This window comes from Clostridium sp., from assembly GCF_050717545.1.
Classification (GTDB): Bacteria; Bacillota; Clostridia; order Clostridiales; family Clostridiaceae; genus Clostridium_AD.
This window is the reverse complement of the sequence record NZ_JBOITN010000033.1, coordinates 20,959-42,514: the sequence shown is the minus strand read 5'-3', so window position 1 is coordinate 42,514 and position 21,556 is coordinate 20,959. Positions and strand designations below refer to the sequence as shown.

Annotated in this window: 24 protein-coding genes and 1 tRNA gene; 2 read left to right on the top strand and 23 right to left on the bottom strand. The window is 30.4% G+C overall.

Annotated features, from left to right (window positions below):
* Positions 1-50: 50 nt before the first annotated feature.
* From ACREVX_RS10255 to ACREVX_RS10145, 23 genes are all read right to left on the bottom strand, one after another.
* Positions 51-266 (bottom strand): DUF3006 domain-containing protein, encoded by a 216-nt coding sequence (locus tag ACREVX_RS10255; RefSeq protein WP_431544089.1) that lies wholly within the window; start codon positions 264-266, stop codon positions 51-53.
* A 26-nt stretch (positions 267-292) separates the two neighbouring features.
* The gene (locus ACREVX_RS10250) at positions 293-1,255 is read right to left on the bottom strand and encodes a 3'-5' exoribonuclease YhaM family protein (protein WP_431544088.1); all 963 of its coding nucleotides are present in this window, start codon (positions 1,253-1,255) and stop codon (positions 293-295) included.
* A gap of 342 nt (positions 1,256-1,597) precedes the next feature.
* Positions 1,598-2,842: a C40 family peptidase gene (locus ACREVX_RS10245; RefSeq protein WP_431544087.1), complete on the bottom strand. Its 1,245-nt coding sequence runs from the start codon at positions 2,840-2,842 to the stop codon at positions 1,598-1,600.
* A gap of 852 nt (positions 2,843-3,694) precedes the next feature.
* Positions 3,695-3,949 carry a GerMN domain-containing protein gene (locus tag ACREVX_RS10240; RefSeq protein WP_431544190.1) on the bottom strand — a complete coding sequence of 85 codons (255 nt, stop codon included), beginning with the start codon at positions 3,947-3,949 and terminating at the stop codon, positions 3,695-3,697.
* Between the two features lie 220 nt (positions 3,950-4,169).
* Positions 4,170-5,258: a peptidoglycan-binding protein gene (locus ACREVX_RS10235; RefSeq protein WP_431544086.1), complete on the bottom strand. Its 1,089-nt coding sequence runs from the start codon at positions 5,256-5,258 to the stop codon at positions 4,170-4,172.
* Entirely contained in the window at positions 5,237-5,635 is a 399-nt protein-coding gene (locus ACREVX_RS10230; protein ID WP_431544085.1) for an N-acetylmuramoyl-L-alanine amidase, read from the bottom strand. Before ACREVX_RS10230 ends, ACREVX_RS10235 begins: the two co-directional genes overlap by 22 nt.
* A 37-nt stretch (positions 5,636-5,672) precedes the next feature.
* Positions 5,673-6,827 carry a peptidoglycan-binding protein gene (locus tag ACREVX_RS10225; protein ID WP_431544084.1) on the bottom strand — a complete coding sequence of 385 codons (1,155 nt, stop codon included), beginning with the start codon at positions 6,825-6,827 and terminating at the stop codon, positions 5,673-5,675.
* A 175-nt stretch (positions 6,828-7,002) separates the two neighbouring features.
* Positions 7,003-7,074 carry a peptidoglycan-binding domain-containing protein gene (locus tag ACREVX_RS10220; RefSeq protein ID WP_431544189.1) on the bottom strand — a complete coding sequence of 24 codons (72 nt, stop codon included), beginning with the start codon at positions 7,072-7,074 and terminating at the stop codon, positions 7,003-7,005.
* A 324-nt stretch (positions 7,075-7,398) separates the two neighbouring features.
* Positions 7,399-7,474 (bottom strand) — tRNA-Thr (locus ACREVX_RS10215).
* Between the two features lie 29 nt (positions 7,475-7,503).
* Positions 7,504-7,845 carry a TM2 domain-containing protein gene (locus ACREVX_RS10210; RefSeq protein ID WP_431544083.1) on the bottom strand — a complete coding sequence of 114 codons (342 nt, stop codon included), beginning with the start codon at positions 7,843-7,845 and terminating at the stop codon, positions 7,504-7,506.
* A 130-nt stretch (positions 7,846-7,975) separates the two neighbouring features.
* On the bottom strand, positions 7,976-8,371 hold the full coding sequence (locus ACREVX_RS10205; protein WP_431544082.1) for a hypothetical protein: 396 nt from the start codon (positions 8,369-8,371) through the stop codon (positions 7,976-7,978).
* A gap of 2 nt (positions 8,372-8,373) precedes the next feature.
* Entirely contained in the window at positions 8,374-9,429 is a 1,056-nt protein-coding gene (locus ACREVX_RS10200; RefSeq protein WP_431544081.1) for a ParM/StbA family protein, read from the bottom strand.
* Between the two features lie 406 nt (positions 9,430-9,835).
* A complete protein-coding gene (locus tag ACREVX_RS10195) occupies positions 9,836-11,167 on the bottom strand; it encodes a replicative DNA helicase (RefSeq protein ID WP_431544080.1) in 1,332 nt (443 codons plus the stop codon).
* 89 nt (positions 11,168-11,256) lie between these two features.
* Positions 11,257-13,161: a Lon family ATP-dependent protease gene (gene lonC, locus ACREVX_RS10190; RefSeq protein ID WP_431544079.1), complete on the bottom strand. Its 1,905-nt coding sequence runs from the start codon at positions 13,159-13,161 to the stop codon at positions 11,257-11,259.
* Between the two features lie 68 nt (positions 13,162-13,229).
* Positions 13,230-13,673 (bottom strand): 50S ribosomal protein L9, encoded by a 444-nt coding sequence (gene rplI, locus ACREVX_RS10185; protein WP_431544078.1) that lies wholly within the window; start codon positions 13,671-13,673, stop codon positions 13,230-13,232.
* Positions 13,673-15,664 (bottom strand): DHH family phosphoesterase, encoded by a 1,992-nt coding sequence (locus ACREVX_RS10180; protein WP_431544077.1) that lies wholly within the window; start codon positions 15,662-15,664, stop codon positions 13,673-13,675. Before ACREVX_RS10180 ends, rplI begins: the two co-directional genes overlap by 1 nt.
* 14 nt (positions 15,665-15,678) lie before the next feature.
* Entirely contained in the window at positions 15,679-16,686 is a 1,008-nt protein-coding gene (locus ACREVX_RS10175; RefSeq protein ID WP_431544076.1) for a YybS family protein, read from the bottom strand.
* A gap of 14 nt (positions 16,687-16,700) precedes the next feature.
* Complete coding sequence (locus ACREVX_RS10170) at positions 16,701-17,015, bottom strand: MazG-like family protein (RefSeq protein WP_431544075.1); 315 nt, start codon at positions 17,013-17,015, stop codon at positions 16,701-16,703.
* A 345-nt stretch (positions 17,016-17,360) separates the two neighbouring features.
* Positions 17,361-17,621, bottom strand: coding sequence for a 30S ribosomal protein S18 (gene rpsR, locus ACREVX_RS10165; RefSeq protein WP_431544188.1), 261 nt, complete (start codon positions 17,619-17,621; stop codon positions 17,361-17,363).
* A gap of 31 nt (positions 17,622-17,652) precedes the next feature.
* On the bottom strand, positions 17,653-18,093 hold the full coding sequence (locus ACREVX_RS10160; RefSeq protein WP_431544074.1) for a single-stranded DNA-binding protein: 441 nt from the start codon (positions 18,091-18,093) through the stop codon (positions 17,653-17,655).
* Between the two features lie 11 nt (positions 18,094-18,104).
* Positions 18,105-18,392: a 30S ribosomal protein S6 gene (rpsF, locus tag ACREVX_RS10155; RefSeq protein WP_431544073.1), complete on the bottom strand. Its 288-nt coding sequence runs from the start codon at positions 18,390-18,392 to the stop codon at positions 18,105-18,107.
* A 106-nt stretch (positions 18,393-18,498) separates the two neighbouring features.
* Positions 18,499-18,708, bottom strand: a complete 210-nt coding sequence (locus tag ACREVX_RS10150; RefSeq protein WP_431544187.1) for a DUF951 domain-containing protein — start codon at positions 18,706-18,708, stop codon at positions 18,499-18,501.
* Positions 18,709-18,793: 85 nt separating this feature from the next.
* Entirely contained in the window at positions 18,794-19,045 is a 252-nt protein-coding gene (locus ACREVX_RS10145) for a putative Se/S carrier protein (protein WP_431544072.1), read from the bottom strand.
* Between the two features lie 277 nt (positions 19,046-19,322).
* Here ACREVX_RS10145 and ACREVX_RS10140 point away from each other — a divergent pair, with 277 nt between their 5' ends.
* Entirely contained in the window at positions 19,323-20,477 is a 1,155-nt protein-coding gene (locus ACREVX_RS10140) for an aminotransferase class V-fold PLP-dependent enzyme (RefSeq protein WP_431544071.1), read from the top strand.
* 10 nt (positions 20,478-20,487) lie between these two features.
* Entirely contained in the window at positions 20,488-21,540 is a 1,053-nt protein-coding gene (ytvI, locus tag ACREVX_RS10135; RefSeq protein WP_431544070.1) for a sporulation integral membrane protein YtvI, read from the top strand.
* Positions 21,541-21,556: the final 16 nt, after the last annotated feature.

The following is a 21,556-nucleotide window of genomic DNA, read 5'->3' as shown; positions in this document are numbered from 1 at the left end:
TGTATCTTCATATTAGTTGTTTTTTATATGTTCTTCATAGTTTAATTATTTTATTCATTCCATAAATCCGCTGTGAGTTTTTCTATTTTTTCCTTTCTTTTCTTAGTTTCATCTATATCGATAGTAATACTCTTATCTAATTGTAACACCATACCTTCTTTGGCACCTTTCGGTAGTAGTATTTTATCAATATTAATCATCTTTGAGCCATCATCTATCTCAACTACCGCATAACCGCCTTCAAATCTATCAATTATACCCTTCATTTTATCACCTTTATTATAATATTTTTTTATTTCTTAATGTCACTTTTATAAACATTTATATTATCAAGAGACCTTATTCTTTCTGAGAATTTACCTTCCTTTGTATTGCCTTCAGCCTTATTCATATCATACATTCTTGCATCCATTATGTCTAAATGATGTAACATTTCAGCTTCCGGTATCATTGGTTTTTTAGGGCTTCCATATTCCGCCTCATAATGATGAGAAAGCACCATATGTTGTAGTAACATAGAAACTTCGTTTTTCGCTTTAACCTCAATGCTTGCTGTTTCTATCATTTTTATCCCTTGAATTATGTGACCTAGAAGTTGACCCTCTACCGAATACTCACTGACAATTCCAAGTTCGCTAGCATTCATTTCATATATTTTACCTATATCATGAAGTATTATACCCGCATATAGTAAATCCGTATTTAGAAACGTATAAATTTCACTTAATTTCTCTCCAGCCTTAAGCATAGTAGTTGTATGGTATAAAAGTCCTGATCTTATAGAATGATGATTGGACTTAGCTGCAGGGTAATGCATTAGCTTTTCCTCATTATTACTTAATATGTTTGTGACTATATTTTGAATATCTTCATTTTCAATTTTGGATAAATAATTTAATACATCATCATACATTTTTTCCGCTGTATATGGTGCTACTGCAACATAATCACCTATTTTGACTTCATCATTTTCCTCAGTTAGTCTTATCCTTTCAATCTTTAATTGGAGTACACCTCTCCACTCATTTACAGTTCCTTTAATCTTTACTAAAATACTTTGTTTAAATGTCCTTTCTAACTCATCATTACATTCCCAAAGTTTTGCATTTATATCTCCAGTTGCATCTCCCAAATTAAAATCTAAATATCTATTTGAATTACTATTATTAGAGACCTTGCTGTCCACTGATTTTATAACATAAAATCCTTCAACCCTGTCACCCTTTTTTAATTCGTTTATCTTCTTCATTTCCATATTTATCTCCTTATGTTGTATCAACTTATTTTGCATAACGCATTACTTTGATACAATTACTTGATATTTCTAATTATATTATTTAACTCGTAAGCTTTAATATATCTTTAATTATACATCATTATTAATTATATAATTAAAAAATTACAAACTCGGAAAGATTTTTTCTATTTGTTTCATAATATTATACTAATTTTTGAATCTTTACAAGTTATTTATAGGTTTTAATTTTACCCACTCATCAACATATTAAATTATCTCCTGCGGAGCTGAAATGTCGTTAAATCATGTTACGAGTTACATTTATTGATCATAAAAAAAATAGTAAAACAAGCTTATCGCTTATTTTACTATTCTTTTTCCTACTATAAAATTATCTTCATAATATCCAGTAAGTTCGGATATTTTTATATTATAACCAGTCTTAGGTGATTGTATGAATCTATTATTACCAATATATATCCCCACATGTGATGCTTGGTAAGGGTCTGATGGGTTTGTAGAGAAAAACAACAAATCTCCTTTTTGAAGATTATTTTTTCTAATTGAGACGCCCATATTTATCTGATCCATAGTTACTCTAGGTAAATTTATACCTATATTTTTATAGATATATTGAACTAGACCTGAACAATCAAAACCACCACTCACATATTTTCCAGCATTGTTAAACTTCGCAGGTGTTGTACCACCCCATAAGTATGGTGTTCCTAAAAATGAATTGGCTTGAGCTATTAAACTATCTATACTTTTTGTTGCATTATATTGCTTACCATTTATAGTATATTCTGTTTTACTTGTAGGAAGATTACCTCTACTTAACGCAGGACTACCTAAAACTACAACATTGCTTCCTACAGTTACATATGATGAAGATATATATGCCCACTGTCCATTAAACTTAATTTTATAAAAACCATTTTGTGACCCATATAAGTCAATCTTTTGGTTTGTTTTTAAAGCACCCATAATATTACTACCCAGAGAAGCATTTTTTCTCACATTTAAACTCGATGCTGTAATATTACCAATTCCCGTAGATTTTTCTGTAGATGTGGCCACCGAGGTTGTAGTAGCTGAGATCGCCTTTACAACTACATTTGTAGAATTTTGTCCTGTAACTTTCACATATAGTTCACTTATATAACCTGTTTTACCAGAATAATTTATCTTGTAAAACCCATTCGCCTTTTCATACATCGTCACTTTAGTTCCCATTGTAATAACACTAGTAACAGGATAACTTATTCCTGATCCAGACCTTACGTTTAGATATTGCGCTGTTATTGTTCCGCTTTTCCCTACACTTGCTGCAACTGTAGGGCTTGTACTAGTTTTAGTTATTGTAACATATGAGCTGTATACGTATCCAGTTTTACCTTTGTAATTTATTTTATAAAAGTTATTTTCTTTTCCAAGCGTATCTATCTTCGTATTTCTGGGAAGTGAAGATATAATTGAAGCTGAAAGTTGCGGACTTTGCCTAACCCTCAGTGCACTTGCATTTATTACTCCACTATCAGCAAGTGCAACATGTGAACTTGCAACACTTATTAACATGACTATGAACGCTATTCTCTTTCTCATTTTATTTCCCCCTAGATTTTTAATAGTTATTATATTAAAATTTCTTTAAGTCTTGTCTACAAATCTATGTAAAATGTTTATTTGTTTTCATATATGTCCCTATACCAATAATATATCAAACAATATTTTATAAAAATATCCTAACGAATGTTTTAGATATCTGCTTGTCCACTTATTATATATACTCCATGCATATTTACATCAACCACACCCTTCTAATTTACTAGTAACTTTTATAATAAAAGGCTAATAAAAATAACGCAAATTATTCCTATTTTTATATAATATAATTGTAACAGAAAATATTGGATTTTTAAATACTTAGGGTTTATAAAAAACAATTAATTCCATGATTTTTATCTGTATTTCACTTATTGCGTCAAATAATTTTGAATGATTCCAGCAATTATTTTATTCTGTTTAAATATTTGTTAGTTATTCGCTTAAATACCTAAGATTTATGATTGTTTGTAAATATATTAAACTAAAATATCTAAGCAAGTAATTTTACTTTATTTTATTTAAGACATTCTGAGGTTATAATAACGCATAAAAAAAGCAGTCAAGATATTACTCTCAATTACTTTTTCTAGTTAATATATTTATTTTTTTTACTTACATCTTAAAAGTTTTTCCCACAAGCAACCAATCTCTTGTTTCCCTTTATTAGTTTACTTTTATCTATTCCAACTTTAACTTTTATTACTTTTTTCATCTACATTAACCTCACCTTATATATACTTTTCTATCTGTTAATATAGTTGCCCAAATTTCATAATATTAATCAGTGCTTGTACTTTATTTTTAATTTTAAAAAAGCATTTAACGTTTTTATATTTTATATATATGACTTTAGTTTAGTTTTGAACTTGATGATAAATCCACTGTAAAGAACTCACCTTTTTTCATTAAAATATGACCTGAATAATAGGGATTACCTTCTATAGTGATATAAACTTTTTTAACATTATAATATCTTCCAAGAGTATTAGTAATACATTGCAAAACCTGTACTTCATATCCAGCCCCTGCATCCATTTCGCTAACAATCTCCTTTGTAAAGTCTACATAGACAATACCATCCTTATTTAAATATAGACTCTTAATTTTTGCATTTATTCTGTTAAATAATCTACTAAAACATAGTAAGAGGCATATTCATTTTCTTCACCCGAATATTCCATCAACAGGTCCAGGTTTATAGCCAAGTTTAGTAATTGACTCTTGAAGTTACCTTACAGCCTGACCTATGCTTCCAATTCTTATTATAGAATTTGTTATTTTAGTCTCCTCCAATTTAATGAATGTTTTATACACCCTTGTTAATTTATATCACAACTATTTTAATTCTGAGTGCCTCAATTTGTAGTGATTTACCTTGAGTTCCAGCCAATTGACCGCTTTCTTTAAAAGCTTGCCATCCAATAGTTTGTACATAAACTTGGTATTGTAGCTTATACCCACTAGGAATGCTCTTGGCAAATATAGTTATAGCTTCAATTCTCTTAGATTGATCCATTGTACCCTCAAATTGTCCCTCTATTTTACCAATAATATCACCTATATCTTGAATATAAACATTATATTTTAGGTCTATATTATCTATAGTAATTGCTATAGCTTCAATTCGTTTAGATTGACCAACCGTTCCTATAGTACAATCATTGATACCACTTTTATTTATCGTCCCAACAGTTTGAATATTTGCAAACATATTTATATTAAATTTTAATAAATTTGGATTATCTAGAGCAGCCCAGGTATTACTACCAACAATTCCATCCACAATTAATCCTTTATTCTTTTGAAATGATTTAACCGCTGATTGTGTTGCAGAACCAAATATACCATCTACTGGTCCTGGATTATATCCAAGGTTAGTTAGGGATTGTTGAAGATAGGTTACAGCTTCACCAGTGCTTCCGATTTTTAGTATAGGTTTGGTTGGAGTTGGAGTTGGATTTGGATTTGGAGGCTTTTGTAGTGCTTTATTAATTACATCCCAGGTAGCATTTCCAACGATCCCATCCACTATTAATCCTTTATTCTTTTGAAATAATTTTACCGCTGATTGTGTTGCAGAACCAAATATACCATCTATCTGTCCTGAATTATACCCAAGTTTAATCAGTGATTGCTGAAGAGACCTTACAGCTGCACCGGTGCTTCCTATTTTTAGTATAGGTTTAGTTGGAGTTGGTATTGGATTTGGAGTTGGAGGATTTTGTAGTGCTTTATTAATTGCATCCCAGGTAATATTTCCAACGATTCCATCCACAATTAATCCTTTAGTCTTTTGAAATAATTTAACTGATAATTGTGTCGCTGAACCAAATATACCATCTATCGGTCCTGGATTATACCCAAGTTTAATCAGTGATTGCTGAAGATAACTTATAGATATTGAGTATTCCATCCATTTTTTATACCCCTATTTTTAAAGCCGAGTTTGTTTAAATTAATAAGGATTCTATTTGCTATAGGCACACTAATAGTAGAAGTAGGTTTTAACCATATCTCGCTGCCAATTACTCCAGTAAATGCTCTAGTAACATTATTAAAGTGGATTGAAGCAAATAAATCTACTTTGGCATTATTGGCAGTATTTACACCATAATTCAAGTCTACACTTGACGTACTGTTACCAGGTGTTACATCAATTACTTCATTATTATCTAACCTTAAATATTTAATTACTGCATCTTTTACTTTTCTATCTTCAATTAACTCATTAATGATGCCATTTGCACCAGTCGCTTGAGAATTATGACCACCTCTTATGGCTATCTTCATATCATTTACCTCCCTATATTTATTGCTCTTAACATCTTTATTTTAGTTCGATACTATTTGAAAAATCTACAATAAACGCTTCATCCCTTTCAAAGGAAACATGGCCTGAAGCATAGGGAATACCTTCTACAGTAAAAGATATTTTATTTACACTATAATATCTTCCAACAGTATTAGTAATGCATTGCAAAACCTGAACTTCATATCCCGCACCTGTATTCATCTCAGTAATAATCTCCTTTGAAAAATCCACGTAAGCCATGGTATCCTTATTTATATACAGACTTTTTATTTTTGCGTTAGGACCAAGAGCCCTAAATATATTACCAATAGGTACATCTTTATATCCCGTTTCAATTTTTGTTCTTGTTATATCATTAGTTCTAAAGGTAAGCTGCTTAAATACATAATTAAGAGTAGTCTCGTCTACATTAGGATAATAGAATTCTACAAATTGTGAGAATAAAGCATTATTCTCTATTTTGCTAAGCGATGATGAAATCTCACTACCGTTTGATATAGAAACCGTTTTAACTAACCCAATATTTGGTACATAATAATCTAAATTCTTAGTGCTTGTCCCCTCTGTAGTAACCTCAAGGGCTTTATATTTACCCAAAGGAGTTGTTACGTTAGCTTCAACATTTGAGATATATCGTTTTCGATTATCGGAAATGGTCCAAGTGGTGCCTTTTATTAGGGGCTCTTGTAACAAAACTTCTGATTTACTAATAGGATTGTTAGTAAAATTCTCTCTATAATCTGATTCCATGGATAGAAGCATTGTAAGCTTGCCATCTTTATTTTCTAGCACTCGAATAATGTCCATACCTCCATCAGCATGTCTTAGTTGAACAAGATTTCCAGCTAAATAATCTACAAAAACACTGTAAGATGCATAATCACTTCCTATGCCCTCATACACATATTTCGTATTTTCTTTATTTACAAAATAATCCTTAATAGTAAATAGTGTTGCAAGTGCTTTGTCAATGGCAGCCCAAGTGATATCACCCACGATTCCATCCACTGCTAATGCATTATCTTTTTGAAATAATTTAACTGCCGTTTCTGTTTTAGATCCAAATACTCCATCTACTTGTCCTAAGTTATAGCCAAGTTTAGCTAGAGATTGTTGAAGATAGTTTACAGCCTCACCGGTGCTCCCAATGCTGATAATAAGTTGTATCATTTTATTCTCCTCCAAATTTAAAATTATTTGTAAAATTCAATATAAATACATAGCCAATTTATATGAAAAACTATAAACTAGCTACGAAAAAAATTTAAAGCAGTTTTTAAATCTATCTGGTTTATTTTTATTCTAGTTTAGTTTTATACGATTTTTCAAATCAACAATAAAAGGTTCACCTTTTTTCAATAGCAACCCAGGTTTTAGACCCGAATATTCCATCTATTGGTCCCGGGTTATATCCCAGTGTAGTCAGTGATTACTGAAGGTACTTTACAGCTGCACTTTTGCTTCCAAATCTTACAAGTAATTGTGCCATTAAATCCTCCCCTAATTTATAATCAATTGATTTTATATCAAAGTTAAAATCAATGAAAGAAAAAAGATAGTGAATATTCACATAATATATTATGATTTTTAAAATAAATAGTTACAAACTTTTTTCACTACTTTTGTGATAAATAGAATTTTGATAACAATAGGATTACTTTTATAAAAGTTTTTATTTATCCTAAATTAAAAAGCAAAGTCGAAGTATCTCTACTTCGACTTTGCTTTTATATTTATCATTTGGAGCTGAAAAAGGGGATCGAACCCTCGACCTACGCGTTACGAGTGCGTTACTCTACCAACTGAGCTATTTCAGCATAACTTAAAATTTATATTTCATATTCATTTAATAAGTATATAAATTTTTATTTAATTTTAATCCATTTACATCTTCAAATGAATTACAAGCAATCATAATGATATCAATTAATACCCATATTCCAAAACCGCCACCAGTTAGAATCATTAAAATTCCCGTACCTGTTTTTCCTACATAAAACCTATGAATACCAACTACGCCCAAACACACACATAGTAATAAAGCTACTAACCAATTTTTATCACTAATAGTTCGTACCTCGTTAGAGTTTTGATTAATTAATAAATTAATACCACAGGTTTTACAAAAATTAGATCCATCATCATTTTGAGATCCACACTTAGGACAGAACATAAAATCACCCTTCACACATTATTTAGAATGTTTCATTTACATTTTATCATATGTGAGAACTTTTTACTATATGTATATGATAAGTGTTTTATTATAATTATCGGTTACTAAAAGTTATAAGGAGTGGCATGCACGCCACTCCTATCTATAATGACATATCTTTAATGTTATTAAGCTTTTTCATATATTCACTTTCAATAGAATCTATATCATTTTCAATTTGCTTATTATTTACTTTTGACTCATTGGTAGCATCACTTACTTCCTTGTTTGTGTTTGCATTTGGCATAGCACTTTTAAAAAGCTCCCCCACCATATTACCTATATAATCTTTAACTCTTGGATTATCTAAGATATTTACAATATCTACTGTATCCAATTGCTTAACCTTATTACCGTAGTCCCTATAAAATCTTAAAGCCTGTTTTATAAGTTTAGAATTATTAATGCCTTTTTTCTCCATACTGCTAACATAGCTAACTAAATCCTTATCTGTTTCCTCTCCTAAATTTGAAGATACAGTTTTGCGGAGTGATCCCATACTTAGTCCCTTGTTACTGTTGTTGCAGCAACTTCTTTATTTCCATCCAAATATTCAAGTACTAAAATTTCCTTATATCTTTCAGCAAATAGTATAGCATTAGCACATTGAGGATTTTTATTCTCTATTAATTTAGGCTCCGTTTTCGTAAACTCACATTGTAAGTATTCTAGTAATAACTCTGCAGGGCCTCCTATTATTCTTATATCTTTGCAAGTATTTGGTTTAAAAGAACTATTAATTGAACTTATTGCTTTTTCTACATAAGGTCTCAAAACTAGGTCTTTAATTCCTTGTAAAATATTCCCCTCTCCAAATGGTAGTTCATCGTCTTCTAAATATTCTATAGCATCTGATATATCATAATTACCGTCTGAACCTTCTGCAGAGTTAAACTTAGTAAGAAGTGATTCAATTGTTGGTTCAAAGCCATGTTGAGCAAAACTACTAGCCTTAGTCATGCCAAGCACCTTATTACCAAATTCATCTTTTTCATATTTCCAATGAGAAACATCTAAAGTACCACCACCAAAGTCAAGTAATAACATTGGATACGTAAATGTTTCCATAGTTTCAGCGCTTAATGTACCACCTTGTTTAAATACTTGTACGTCTAAAATTTCTATATCATAAGTTATATTATTTATTGTAATAGACTGCTTTTCCATCTTTTTAATTTCATTTTTTAGTGGAATACTGTGATCTATATAATATTCCGCAGGAAGCCCTACAGCAAGTCTTACCTTTATCTTAGTCTCCCCTTTAAAACCTAATGCAATAGCATTAAGTAAGTTCAGCTTATAATGATCTGACATGTATTTGTTTGGTTCCATATTAAGTTTGCCGTCTTTATTGCCTACAGTGTATAACTTTCCATTCCAGTTTATGTTACTAATACCAGTAGCCCTTGATCCATGCTTGCTTACAGCAGAAACTCTGCTAGCAAAAACTACATTGGTACTTGTTTTTGTAAATGTATTTCCTATATCTACGGTTAATACTGATGATAACACTTTGTTTAATGCAGGATACTTTTTTGATATCTCCGTTAAGTTCATTTTTCCTTCCTCCTAATAATTTCTAATTTTACTTCTTCTTTCTATATTCTATATTTTGTATTAATATCCTTCTTTTGTAATCAAATATTTATTTATATTTATTTGTATTTATAAACCTACACATATAGATATATATACATACTTGTAAATGTAGATATATATATCTATAAATGTATATATATATCTACATTTATTCTCAAAGTTCATCTTTATCCTATCCCTTTGTTATCAACCCTTCCTCTCCATTTATATATAAATAAAAATCGGATAACAAAATTTATAAATTTTGTTATCCGATCATATTATAAGTATTTTATTTACTATTTTTAATAAATTAATTAATTTTCTAGATTGATTAATTTTAGTATAATAAGCTGCCTTGGTAGCTTTATCTTCCACGGTAACTTTAATCTCTATTAATTACATCAAGTCTTGCGAATTTACTGAATTGGCCTATCCATGCAAGTTTTACTGTCCCTACAGGACCATTCCTTTGTTTTGCTATTATAAGCTCTGCTACATTTTTATCTTCTGTTTCCTCATTATAATACTCGTCTCTATACAAGAACATAACAAGGTCAGCATCCTGCTCAATAGACCCTGATTCTCTAAGATCAGATAACATTGGTCTATGGTCAGTTCTTTGCTCAGGCGCACGTGAGAGCTGTGAAAGTGCTATAACCGGGCACTGCATCTCCTTTGCTAAGGCTTTAATAGATCTTGATATTTCTGATACTTCCTGCTGCCTACTTTCTGTATTACTACCAGTCATAAGTTGAAGATAATCTATAACTATCATATCTATTCCATGTTCCATTTTTAATTTTCTACATTTTGAACGCATATCCATAACCGAAGTTCCTGCAGTATCATCAATAAATATTTTAGCTGCAGCTAATGGCCCAGATGCTTTGGCTATATTTTCCCAGTCCCTATCTTCTAAATCACCATGTCTAAGCTTTGACATATCAACATTTGCTTCTGAGCAAAGTAGTTTATATGAAAGTTGCTCCTTAGACATTTCCAGAGAGAATACAGCTACGCTTTTCCCTTGCCTTAACGCTGCATACTCAGCTAAATTCAATGCAAACGTAGTTTTACCCATAGAAGGTCTTGCTGCAATAAGAATCATATCACCTTTTTGAAATCCAGCAGTTTTATCATCAAGTTCTGGAAATCCGCTGGATATTCCCGTTGTTTCCCCTTTATTATTAAAGATCCTCTCTATTTCTAGAAAACCTCGCTCTAGAACCGTGTTCATTGGTTCAAAGTCTCCTGCATTTTTTTTCTGTGATATATTAAATACCTTCTGCTCTGCAAGATCCATTACAGCTTCTACATCATCTTGCTTACTATAACAATCTTCAATAATTTCAGTAGAAGATCTAATAAGTTTTCTTAAAGTAGATTTATCTTCTACTATTTTTATATATGAACTTAGATTAGCTGTGGATGGTATTGAATTACTTATCTCCGAAATGTAAGTAATTCCTCCTGACGATTCTAGTTTTTCAGAAGAACGTAAATGTTCAAGCAATGTAATCATGTCAATAGGTGTATCTTTTTGGTATAAATCAAATATGGCATTAAATATAACTTTATGAGAATCTCTGTAAAAATCATCACCTTTTAAAACTTCAACTACACTGGATATGGCAGTTTTATCTATAAGCATTGATCCAATTACTGATTGCTCAGCTTCTAAGTTATACGGTAAACTTCTAAGAGGTGTATCCATTGTTTATCTCTCCTAAATTAATCTTTTATGCCCTGTTAAAACTACATCACAAAAGGTGATAATTTAACAGGGCATATTTATAACTAATTTTATTTTGTCTCGAAGACTAATTTCATTAATTCTTCAATATTTGTTGCAGTTTTTATTTCAATATCTTTAAGACCCATTGGGACTTCTTTTTCATTGTCATTAGGAATTATAACAAGCTTAATTCCTTTTCTTCTCGCACCATAAATTTTTTCAAATATGCCACCTACTGGTTTTATAATTCCTCTTAATGATATTTCACCAGTCACTGCTATATCCTGCCTTAAAGGCTTATCTAAAAGCGAACTAATTATACATACAGTTATTGCAGCTCCCGCAGATGGTCCATCAATCTTACCACCCCCAACTATATTTACATGTATATCGTAATCTTTAATATCTTTATTGGTTGTTTTTCTAATTACAGATGCAGCATTGAATACTGAATCCTTAGCCATACTTCCAGCCGTATCATTAAACCTTACTTGTCCTTTACCTTTTTCCTTAGACTCAAATACTGCTGTTTCTATCTCTATAGTTGACCCTATATAACCCGATACTCCAAGTCCATATATATGACCAACTTCAAATTTAACAGCTTTATCTATTTCCTCATAGGGAAATAATCTACTTATAGATATAACATCTAACAAATCCTTCATCTCAATTTTAATTTGAGATTCATCTACCGCTTCTCTACTGTGCAATACATATCCATATGCATCTGATAAAATATTTATAGCTTTTCTTCCTTCAATGGTGTATCTACCAATAGTTGCAGCTACTTCCTCTCCTATTTCAACCTTTAGCTTAATCGCAGCATTAACTACAATATCTTCTATGCCTTTTGCAGTTAATGGTTCAAAATATACTTCAGTACATCTTGATCTTAATGCTGGGTTTATTTCTGATGGTTCTTTAGTGGTAGCTCCTATTAAAACAAAGTCTGCAGGAGCACCTTTATCAAACAAATACTTTATATACTTAGGTGTGTTTTCATCTTCAGGGTCATAATAAGACGATGAAAATTCAACTCTTTTATCTTCAAGAACCTTAAGGAGTTTATTTTGAAGTATACTATCAAGTTCTCCTATTTCATCAATAAATAATACTCCTCCATGAGCCTCGGTCACAAGACCTGGTTTTGGCTCTGGAATGCCACCTTCTGCAAGGTCTCTTTTGCTTCCTTGGTATATAGGATCATGAACAGAACCTAAAAGTGGATTTGTTATTTCTCTTGGATCCCATCTAACCGTCGTACCATCTACTTCTACAAATTTAGCATCTTTATCGTAAATAGTATAACTTAGTTTTTTAGCTTCCTCAAGAGCAAGCCTTGCTGCCGTAGTTTTTCCCACTCCTGGCGGCCCATAAAGGATAATATGTTGAGGATATGGTGATGCCATTTTAGATAATAGGGATTTTATAGCTCTTTCTTGCCCAACTATTTCACTAAAACTCTCTGGTCTTAACATAGCCTGTATATTCTTAGTTAGTTTTCTACTGTCAAGCGCCTGGAGATCAGCATATTTTTTAAGTGTTTTAGTATTTTCCGGACCATTTTGTTTCTTAATTATACCAAGCTTTATCTCATCAATATACTTTTCTTGTTTTTCAAGTAGATTTTGTTCTACTTCAGCTTCAATTTTATTTTGAATATACCTTTTAGCTATTTCATCAGTTAACCACTCATTAGTGCTATCTAGTACATCCTGTATGTTTTTTTCATCAGGAATTATTTCTATTCCTTTACCATTACTAACGATTTTGTTTAAAGCGTATAATCTTTTATACATGCTTTCGCTTTTAATATGTTTTTGAAGTTTAAATTTTATAGTTTTAGCTTTTATGCTTCCCTCATCGAATACATTCCTCATTATTTCATATAAAACGTCTATTTGTGTATCTAATGGTAATGTATCTTTTGTAGCTTGTTCTCCAATTTGATTTAAGAATAATGTCTTCAAACTTAATCCGCTTAAATAAATAAGATTATCGCTTATTTACTAGAGCGTTTCCTCCCTTCGTTTTATGATTACTGCTCACAAACAAGAACTTTTATATTAGTAGATATTTCTGGGTATATTTTAACTTCTACTTCGTAAGTTCCTAATAATTTTATTGTGTCTGTTACTATTTTCTTTTTATCGATATCCAAATTACATTGTTTATTTAATTCTGCAGCAATATCTTTAGTTGTAATCGCACCAAAAAGTTTTCCATTTTCTCCTGCTTTACCTATTATCCTTATAACTTTATCTTTAAGCTCGTTAGCTATTTTTTGTGCCTCTTCTATTTCATCTGTTTTCTTTTTTCTTTCAATATCATTCTTTTTATTTAATATGTGCATATTTGAGTCACTGGCCTGCTCAACTAAAAGCCTAGGAATTAAATAATTTCTCGCATATCCATCTGCGGCATTTACCACGTCACCCTTTTTACCCATACTTTTAACATCTTTTAATAATATAACTTTCATTATTTTTCATCCTCCTTTAAATATTCATCAATAGCTTCATTTAATTTTTCCACTACTTCTTCAATTTTCATCGAAGTGAATTTTGTCCCCGCCATAGTCATATGTCCGCCTCCGCCTAATGTCTCAAGTATTAACTGTACGTTTATTTTCCCAAGAGACCTTCCACTAATAAATACTTCATCCCCTATTTTAACAATAACAAATGATGCCTGAATACCAGTAATATTTAGAAGTTCATCTGCAGCTTGAGCAGCTATTACAGAATCTTCTATTTTTAGCGGACAAATAGCTATGGCAATTTCATTTTTAATTTTAACGGATCTTATAATATCAGCCCTTTGTAAGTACACATCTAAATTATCTGAAAACATTTTTTTAACATCCACGGTATCAGCGCCATGACGCCTTAAAAAGGCAGCAGCTTCAAAGGTCCTTACGCCTGTTTTAAACGAAAAATTCTTTGTATCCACACATATTCCAGCTAAAAGGCTTACTGCTTCCACATGCTTAAGCTTAGGCTTATCTACCATATATTGAATCATCTCAGTAACTAATTCAGCGGTAGACGATGCATAAGTTTCCATGTAACTAAGTACTGCCCCTTGTATAAAATCCTGGGATTTTCTATGATGATCAATTATAACTACTTTTTCTACTTCTTTAACTATATCTAAATTTAGTACATGACTTTCATTGTGAACATCTACTAATATAAGTAAACTATTTGAATTTTTAACACCTTTAAATTTATCACTTGATATAAATGTGTTTTTATAGTCCTCATCACCCATTATTATATCCATCATACTTTTTATTCCGCTGCCTACAGAATCAAGAATAATATAACATTCTTTGTCCAATTTTTTAATAATACTATATAGACCAATGGCTGCACCTAAACAATCAGGATCAGCATTCTTATGTCCCATTATAAAAATTGCATTACTCTCATTTACTAAATCCATTAATGCATGAGCTATAATACGTGCACGTACCTTTGTCCTCTTCTCAACCTCTTTTGTTTTGCCTCCAAAGAAAGATAATTTATCACCTTTTTTTACTACTACCTGATCACCACCACGACCTAAGGCAAGTTCTTTTGCCGAAGTTGCAAATTCATAGTTTTTAAGTGGTGTATCTTCTCCTCTGCCTACGCCTATACTTAAGGTTACTGCAAGTTTATTACCATTACTTATTTCCCTTACGCTGTCTAGTATATCAAACTTCTTTTCTATTTCTTTTTCAATATACTTGTCTTGTACTATAATAACATATTTATTTGATGAATACTTTTTTACCACAGCATTTACACTCTGCCCATAACTATTTATTGTTCTTTCAATATCGGCTAAAAGTAATGGTGCCTTATCCTCTTCTGCAGTTTTAACAACATCATCAAGATTATCAACTTCTACGAGCATAACACTTTCCCGATTCCCATTAATACCTTTTATTAGATTGTTTTTTTCAGTTGTATCATAAAAATATAAAAGCATAATTTTATCTTTAGCATTTTTATTTTCATTAGTATCTACAATATTTGTGTATATTTCATAAATGCTATTTTTTATCTTAATGTTTGAAAATATATTCTTTTTGCCTTCTAAAACCTGTTTTAAATTAAGTTCCTTAATTATATCTCTAATATTTTTATTTAAAAGGTCTTCCCCTTCGAGCATTGTAGTTACACTTTGATTGTACCATAAAATGTTTCCTAGATACCCTATTATTATTAATGGGAAAGGAAGTTTTACTAAAGTACTTGTGGTTGCTATGTCAAGTTTAGATGAAAAGTTTTCAATAAACTTTTTCCATTCGCTTTTTTTAATTTTAGAGTTGTAAATATTATACACTACTAGTAGTGCGTATAACCCCAGTGCCACCATTCCTACTTGAAAATGTCCATAATAAAATATTACATATATGAGTAGGGCCATAGTCACCATATATATTTTGTTATTAACATTAAAATAATTATATTTATTATCCATTAATCAGCCCCCCATTATTTTCTTTTAATTCTATATGGGTCAAGTTTTCTAAAATCAAAAGCCATTTCCACTATCCCTATTGAAAAGTAAATATTATTTAGAGGAGAAATTGCTGTTAAAACTAAAATTACTACGGTTAGTGGTTTAGTTAATTTTCTCTTAACTCTTAAATAATATGTACTTGCCGCCAGTCCATTTATCATAAAGACTATTAGTATAAGGTATTGAGACGAACTTTGTATAAATGCACCTCCAGGTATGTCTTTTGATGAAAGTATTATCCCTATACACACTGTACCTATTAATACGGCACCTATTATATTAGTAACATAAACTCTACTAAAAGGTAATAATTTTCCCATTTTGTAACCTAATTTTGCAAGTATTGCTTTAGAAACTTTATAATTTAAATAAGCTGATACAAAAGCACTCACTAAAATAACTGCAGGTATTAATACCAAAATCATCTTAACATCCATATTTTTTATAGTCTCTAAACTGTCATCTAAAAGCTTAGCCTGGTCTGGTGTCATTCCTGATTGTATATAATTTCTTTTTACTGACTCTATTGATACTTTCATACTTTGTTTCATAAACTCTAAATTTTTAGAAATAAAATTCACAAAACTAACTTTCTCGATAAATAACATAGAAAAAGCTATAGTTAGTACATTGGATATTGCGCAACCAGCAGCTAAAAATAATAAAGTTATAGATGATTTTTTATTTTTCTTAACGCAGTAACCAAGCGCTATACCAACAATGCTATAAGTAATAGCTGAATATATCGCCATTACTGGATTGTAGACTAATGACGTTAGAATAATACTGACCACTATAGCCGTAATTGTTATTTTATTATTATGTCTTATATAGAGTATTGCCACAGGAATTGGTAATATTAACGTTCCTATAAATGATACAATTGGCAAGTATCCAGTTATAATCATTATTACTGAAATTATAACAGATATAAGTGAAGCCTCTACAATTGCCTTTGTACTATAATTACTTTTTTTCATTTTTTCCTCCATTACTATCTTTCCTTTATATGCGCATATAACTTGCTTAAATCCTTTCCTTCCTTTTCTATATTGTCGCCTTCAATTATTCCAACTTTTAATTTTTTTTTCATACTTTCATCCACTGCTACATTGGAATATCCTAACCTTTCACCTAATATATATAAAAGTATTATTGCTCCCGAAATACAATCTAGTATAGCGTCTTGAGCAACATTGCTTCCCCTACTTAATAATTTGAAGAAATCACCTATTATACATAATAGCTCAGCCTTCAAACTTTCAATCAACTTAACATTAGACATTATATTAAAATCGTCCCTTTTCATATTATATCATCTCCCCTTGTAGGCTTATGCTTATAACTCTATTTTAGTTAGTTTTCTAAATTTATGCAACTAAAGTTTATTTATATAAATGCATTTTATAATTTAACATCTATTATTTTTAAAATTACATTTTTAGATTGTATTTTTTGTTTACATTTTATGGGTTACAATTATAAGTATACTACAAATAACACTTTAGGATATATACTTTTGTATTTATTTTTGTATTATTTACTAAAATATTAATTTTTATTTTCAAAAAAATAAAAGCAGCTACCTTAAGGCGCTGCTTTTAGTCATTTACTATGTATTAGTAAGCTCTTACTACTTAGTAGTAAGCTCTTACTATTCAGTAGTAAATGGTAATAATGCTATGTTTCTTGCTCTTTTTATAGATACAGTAAGCATTCTTTGATGTTTTGCACAGTTTCCAGAAATTCTTCTAGGAAGAATCTTTCCTCTTTCTGTAACATATTTTCTTAATTTGTTTATGTCTTTATAGTCGATTGCAGTTGCTTTGTCCATACAGAAAGCACAAACTTTTCTTTTCATTCTCTTTCTGTTGCCACCAGCACCACCGCCGGCACTTCTTTTATGATCATTCATTGCCATTATTTTTTCCCTCCTTACCTAATTATTAGAATGGAATGTCTCCATCATCAATTGGTGTTATATCGCTATCACTGCCGAAATCATGAGATTCAGCTTTTGATTCGCTATTATTTCCACCTTGATTGGTATTCGTACCCGATGTTTTACTGCCTCCCCATTCAAGGAAGTCAACTTCATCAGCAATTACTTCAGTAACATATCTCCTAGTACCATCTTTAGCCTCATAATTTCTAGTTTGAATGTTTCCAGATACGCTTAAAAGTTTGCCCTTACTCATGTAATTTGCAGTAGCTTCAGCTTGCTTTCCAAATACCACTATTGGTACAAAGTCTGCTTCTGGTTGACCTTCTCTTTTAAATCTTCTATTAACGGCTACAGTAAAAGTGGCTACAGCTGTTCCTGTTCCTTGAGCAAACTTTAACTCAGGATCTTTTGTTAATCTACCAACTAAAACAACTTTATTCATAAAAGCACCACCTATTTTTCTGGATTTATTATGATATGTCTTATAACACTGTCTGTAATTCTGAATACTCTATCTAATTCTTTCGGTAATTCAGGTGTTGAATTGAAATTGATTAATGTATAGTGACCTTCGCTTACTTTTTGTATTTCATAAGCTAATTTTCTTTTACCCCATGCATCAATATTTTCAATAACTCCACCATTGCTTTCAATTACACCTTTAAACTTTTCAACATTAGCTTTAACAGCTTCTTCATCTAATGAAGGATGTAATACGAATATAGTTTCATACTTTCTCATTAATTTCACCTCCTCCCCTCGGACTAACGGCCATGCATTGCACGGCAGGGATTACAAGAATAAATTATATCACTTAATTGCATATTAATCAAGTATTTATTCTTTTTTAGATATTTTCCTTGTTAACTAGATTTTCTTTTATAACTTTCTTCACCCCTGAATCAAATTTAATCCTTGGAAGCATTACTATACGAGCGCAACCTAAACATCTTATTTTTATATCCGCGCCCAACCTAATTATTTCCCAATTCTTGCTTCCGCAAGGATGAGTTTTTTTCATTTCAACAATATCTCCTAAATTAAATACTTTCACTATACATCCCTCTTTCTCTTTACCACTTATACTACTAAATTTACACAATGATTTTAACGATATCTCAACTCCACAGGAGATGATTTAACTATATGCTCATAACTCTCGTACTTGTGCCATTAATCACAAATATTTCTTTTACTTTTATATTCTCTGAATTAATTAGTTCAACTATGCTTTTAACACTCTCTTCATCTACTTTCAAACTAATACCGCAACTTTTAGTTATATATGTTGGGGTAGGAACAACCACTACCTTAATTTTATTTTTAAGAGCTTCTCTTTCAGACTTCATAGCTTCATGTGTATTTTGAAATGTTACTATATAATATTTATTCAAAGTGTTATTTGATCCTCCTTCTATGTTAAACATGTCCTCTTCATATACATTTCCAGAACTTTATATTATAATATTTTATTATATGGTAATTAAAAATATTTTATATTTTAGCTAGTTTTATTATAGACTATTAAGGTCTTAATTACACGAAAACATATTTAATAAATTTTCAGCTCTGCAGGAGATGATTTAACTTGTTATTCATGATATTACTAGGTATTAATTTTGTATTCAATATATTAATCCATTAATTTATATTATAAAATTGGAGGAACTCATGAAAGTATATTTAGATAACGCCGCAACTACATTTCCCAAACCCCCTAATGTTTATACCTCAATGATGAATTACATGATGAATATAGGTACAAATCCTGGAAGAGGTGTGTCTTCTGCATCCCTTACTGGAAATAGAGTTATTTTAAATTGTAGATATGCACTAATGGATTTCTTTCACTTTGACAAAGCCCAAAACGTAATCTTTACATCAAATGTTACTACATCATTAAATACACTTATAAAATCTTCTGTTCAAAAAGGATGGCACGTGATAACATCGTCAATGGATCATAATGCTACATTAAGGCCTCTAAACTCTCTTTATAAAAAAGGTATTATAGAATTAGATATTATCCCTTGCTTAAAAGACGGTTTAATTAGTATAGAAGATTTTAAAAACACACTCAAACCTAATACAAAATTAGTAGTTCTATCGCATGCATCCAATATCGTTGGTAGCATTCAGCCTCTGGAAGCTATTGGCAAGCTATGTAAGGCTAAGGGCATATATTTTGTTATAGACGTTGCGCAAACTGCTGGAGTATTGCCAATTGATTTTTATAAATTGAATTGCAGCGCCCTAGCTTTTACAGGTCATAAAAGTTTACTTGGGCCTCAAGGTACTGGTGGATTTTTAATTAGCGATGATTTTAACAAACAATGCACACCATTTATAGAAGGTGGAACTGGTAGTCTTTCTTCTAGTATATTTCAACCGGATTTTTTACCAGACAAATTTGAAAGTGGAACTCTAAATGCTCCAGGCATTGCTGGTCTTTTAGAAGGTATTAATTTTATTAATTCAAAGGGATTAAGCTCCATACACGAGCAAGAAGAATTTCTATGTAATAAATTTATTGAGGGACTTCTAAATATACCTTCAATTAATATTTATGGATCCTATGACAGTTCTAAGAGAACTGCTACCATATCTGTAAATTCAACAAAAATCGACAATTCAGAGTTAGGATTTATTTTAGATAGTGAATATGGAATTACAACAAGAACCGGACTTCACTGTGCCCCACTTGCCCATAAGACAATCGGGTCATATCCACTAGGTACTTTAAGATTTGGTATTGGTCCTTTTAATGATATTAAAGATATTAATTATACGCTTTGCTCCCTTAATACAATTATTAGAAAGGTGTGATTATGAATACATGGATAATATTTTAAAAAAAATTGATAAACTAACTATCTTCTTCGTTTTGTATACTCTTTGTTTTTTAGTCTTTTTCGGTACTATAGGTTATACTCTTCCTTTTGTATTTGCTCTCATTTTAGGTTCACTTCTCAAGATACCAACGAAATATTTAATGATAAAATTTAAAATTAAAAACACCGTAGCATCCCTGCTTACTACTAGTATATTATTTACTACTATTATTGTATTATTATCTTTAATTATAACTACTCTAACTTTAGAATCTATACAACTTGGCAAAAATGTTCAATCATATGTAACTTCAAACAAAGAAACTATAATTAATTTTTTTAATAATCTTCAAAATTATTATAAAAATTTAGACCCAAGTATAATAAGTAATATCGAGTCAAATATTGATGATTATATAACAAAAACTATTAATGTCAGTATGAACGCATCAACAAAAATATTTACGCAAACTTTAGGTTTTGTTTCTACTATACCTTATACTTTAATGGTTTTACTATTTACTTTACTTACTACATATTTTTTCACAAAAGATTTGTCATCATCAAACAAAAGTAACTTTAATATAATCCCTCTCAAAAATAAGGATAGAATTCATTCTATCTTTGATGAATCAAAAAAAATGCTTAAAAATTATTTACTTTCTTATTTACTAATAATAACTATAACATTTTTAGAAACAATAGTTGTCTTCTTAATTTTCAAAGTTAAATATGCTGTAACACTAAGTATTATATGTGGACTATTTGATTTGCTACCCATTTTTGGTATAGGAGCTATTTATTTACCTTTGATTATAATATTCTTTGTATCTAAAAACTATGTAGCAGCATTAGGTCTTCTAATATCTTATGTAATTATTACTATAGTAAGACAAATTATCGAACCTAAAATAGTATCATCCTCTCTAGGAATCCACCCTGTAGCTGTTCTAGCCTCTATATTTATAGGGCTCAGAGCAAACGGAATTCTTGGAATGTTGTTTTGCATGTTTTTGATAGTATTTTACAAAATACTTAGAAAAGTTGAAGTTTTATAGAATAAAAAACCTCCTA

Bases quoted from the DNA above. Each gene is read 5' to 3' on its own strand.
- ACREVX_RS10255 (WP_431544089.1), bottom strand. From the start codon at position 266: ATGAAGGGTATAATTGATAGATTTGAAGGCGGTTATGCGGTAGTTGAG.
- ACREVX_RS10250 (WP_431544088.1), bottom strand. From the start codon at position 1,255: ATGGAAATGAAGAAGATAAACGAATTAAAAAAGGGTGACAGGGTTGAA.
- ACREVX_RS10245 (WP_431544087.1), bottom strand. From the start codon at position 2,842: ATGAGAAAGAGAATAGCGTTCATAGTCATGTTAATAAGTGTTGCAAGT.
- ACREVX_RS10235 (WP_431544086.1), bottom strand. From the start codon at position 5,258: ATGGAATACTCAATATCTATAAGTTATCTTCAGCAATCACTGATTAAA.
- ACREVX_RS10230 (WP_431544085.1), bottom strand. From the start codon at position 5,635: ATGAAGATAGCCATAAGAGGTGGTCATAATTCTCAAGCGACTGGTGCA.
- ACREVX_RS10225 (WP_431544084.1), bottom strand. From the start codon at position 6,827: ATGATACAACTTATTATCAGCATTGGGAGCACCGGTGAGGCTGTAAAC.
- ACREVX_RS10205 (WP_431544082.1), bottom strand. From the start codon at position 8,371: ATGGGATCACTCCGCAAAACTGTATCTTCAAATTTAGGAGAGGAAACA.
- ACREVX_RS10200 (WP_431544081.1), bottom strand. From the start codon at position 9,429: ATGAACTTAACGGAGATATCAAAAAAGTATCCTGCATTAAACAAAGTG.
- ACREVX_RS10195 (WP_431544080.1), bottom strand. From the start codon at position 11,167: ATGGATACACCTCTTAGAAGTTTACCGTATAACTTAGAAGCTGAGCAA.
- rplI (WP_431544078.1), bottom strand. From the start codon at position 13,673: ATGAAAGTTATATTATTAAAAGATGTTAAAAGTATGGGTAAAAAGGGT.
- ACREVX_RS10180 (WP_431544077.1), bottom strand. From the start codon at position 15,664: ATGGATAATAAATATAATTATTTTAATGTTAATAACAAAATATATATG.
- ACREVX_RS10175 (WP_431544076.1), bottom strand. From the start codon at position 16,686: ATGAAAAAAAGTAATTATAGTACAAAGGCAATTGTAGAGGCTTCACTT.
- ACREVX_RS10170 (WP_431544075.1), bottom strand. From the start codon at position 17,015: ATGAAAAGGGACGATTTTAATATAATGTCTAATGTTAAGTTGATTGAA.
- rpsR (WP_431544188.1), bottom strand. From the start codon at position 17,621: ATGAATGATCATAAAAGAAGTGCCGGCGGTGGTGCTGGTGGCAACAGA.
- ACREVX_RS10160 (WP_431544074.1), bottom strand. From the start codon at position 18,093: ATGAATAAAGTTGTTTTAGTTGGTAGATTAACAAAAGATCCTGAGTTA.
- rpsF (WP_431544073.1), bottom strand. From the start codon at position 18,392: ATGAGAAAGTATGAAACTATATTCGTATTACATCCTTCATTAGATGAA.
- ACREVX_RS10140 (WP_431544071.1), top strand. From the start codon at position 19,323: ATGAAAGTATATTTAGATAACGCCGCAACTACATTTCCCAAACCCCCT.
- ytvI (WP_431544070.1), top strand. From the start codon at position 20,488: ATGGATAATATTTTAAAAAAAATTGATAAACTAACTATCTTCTTCGTT.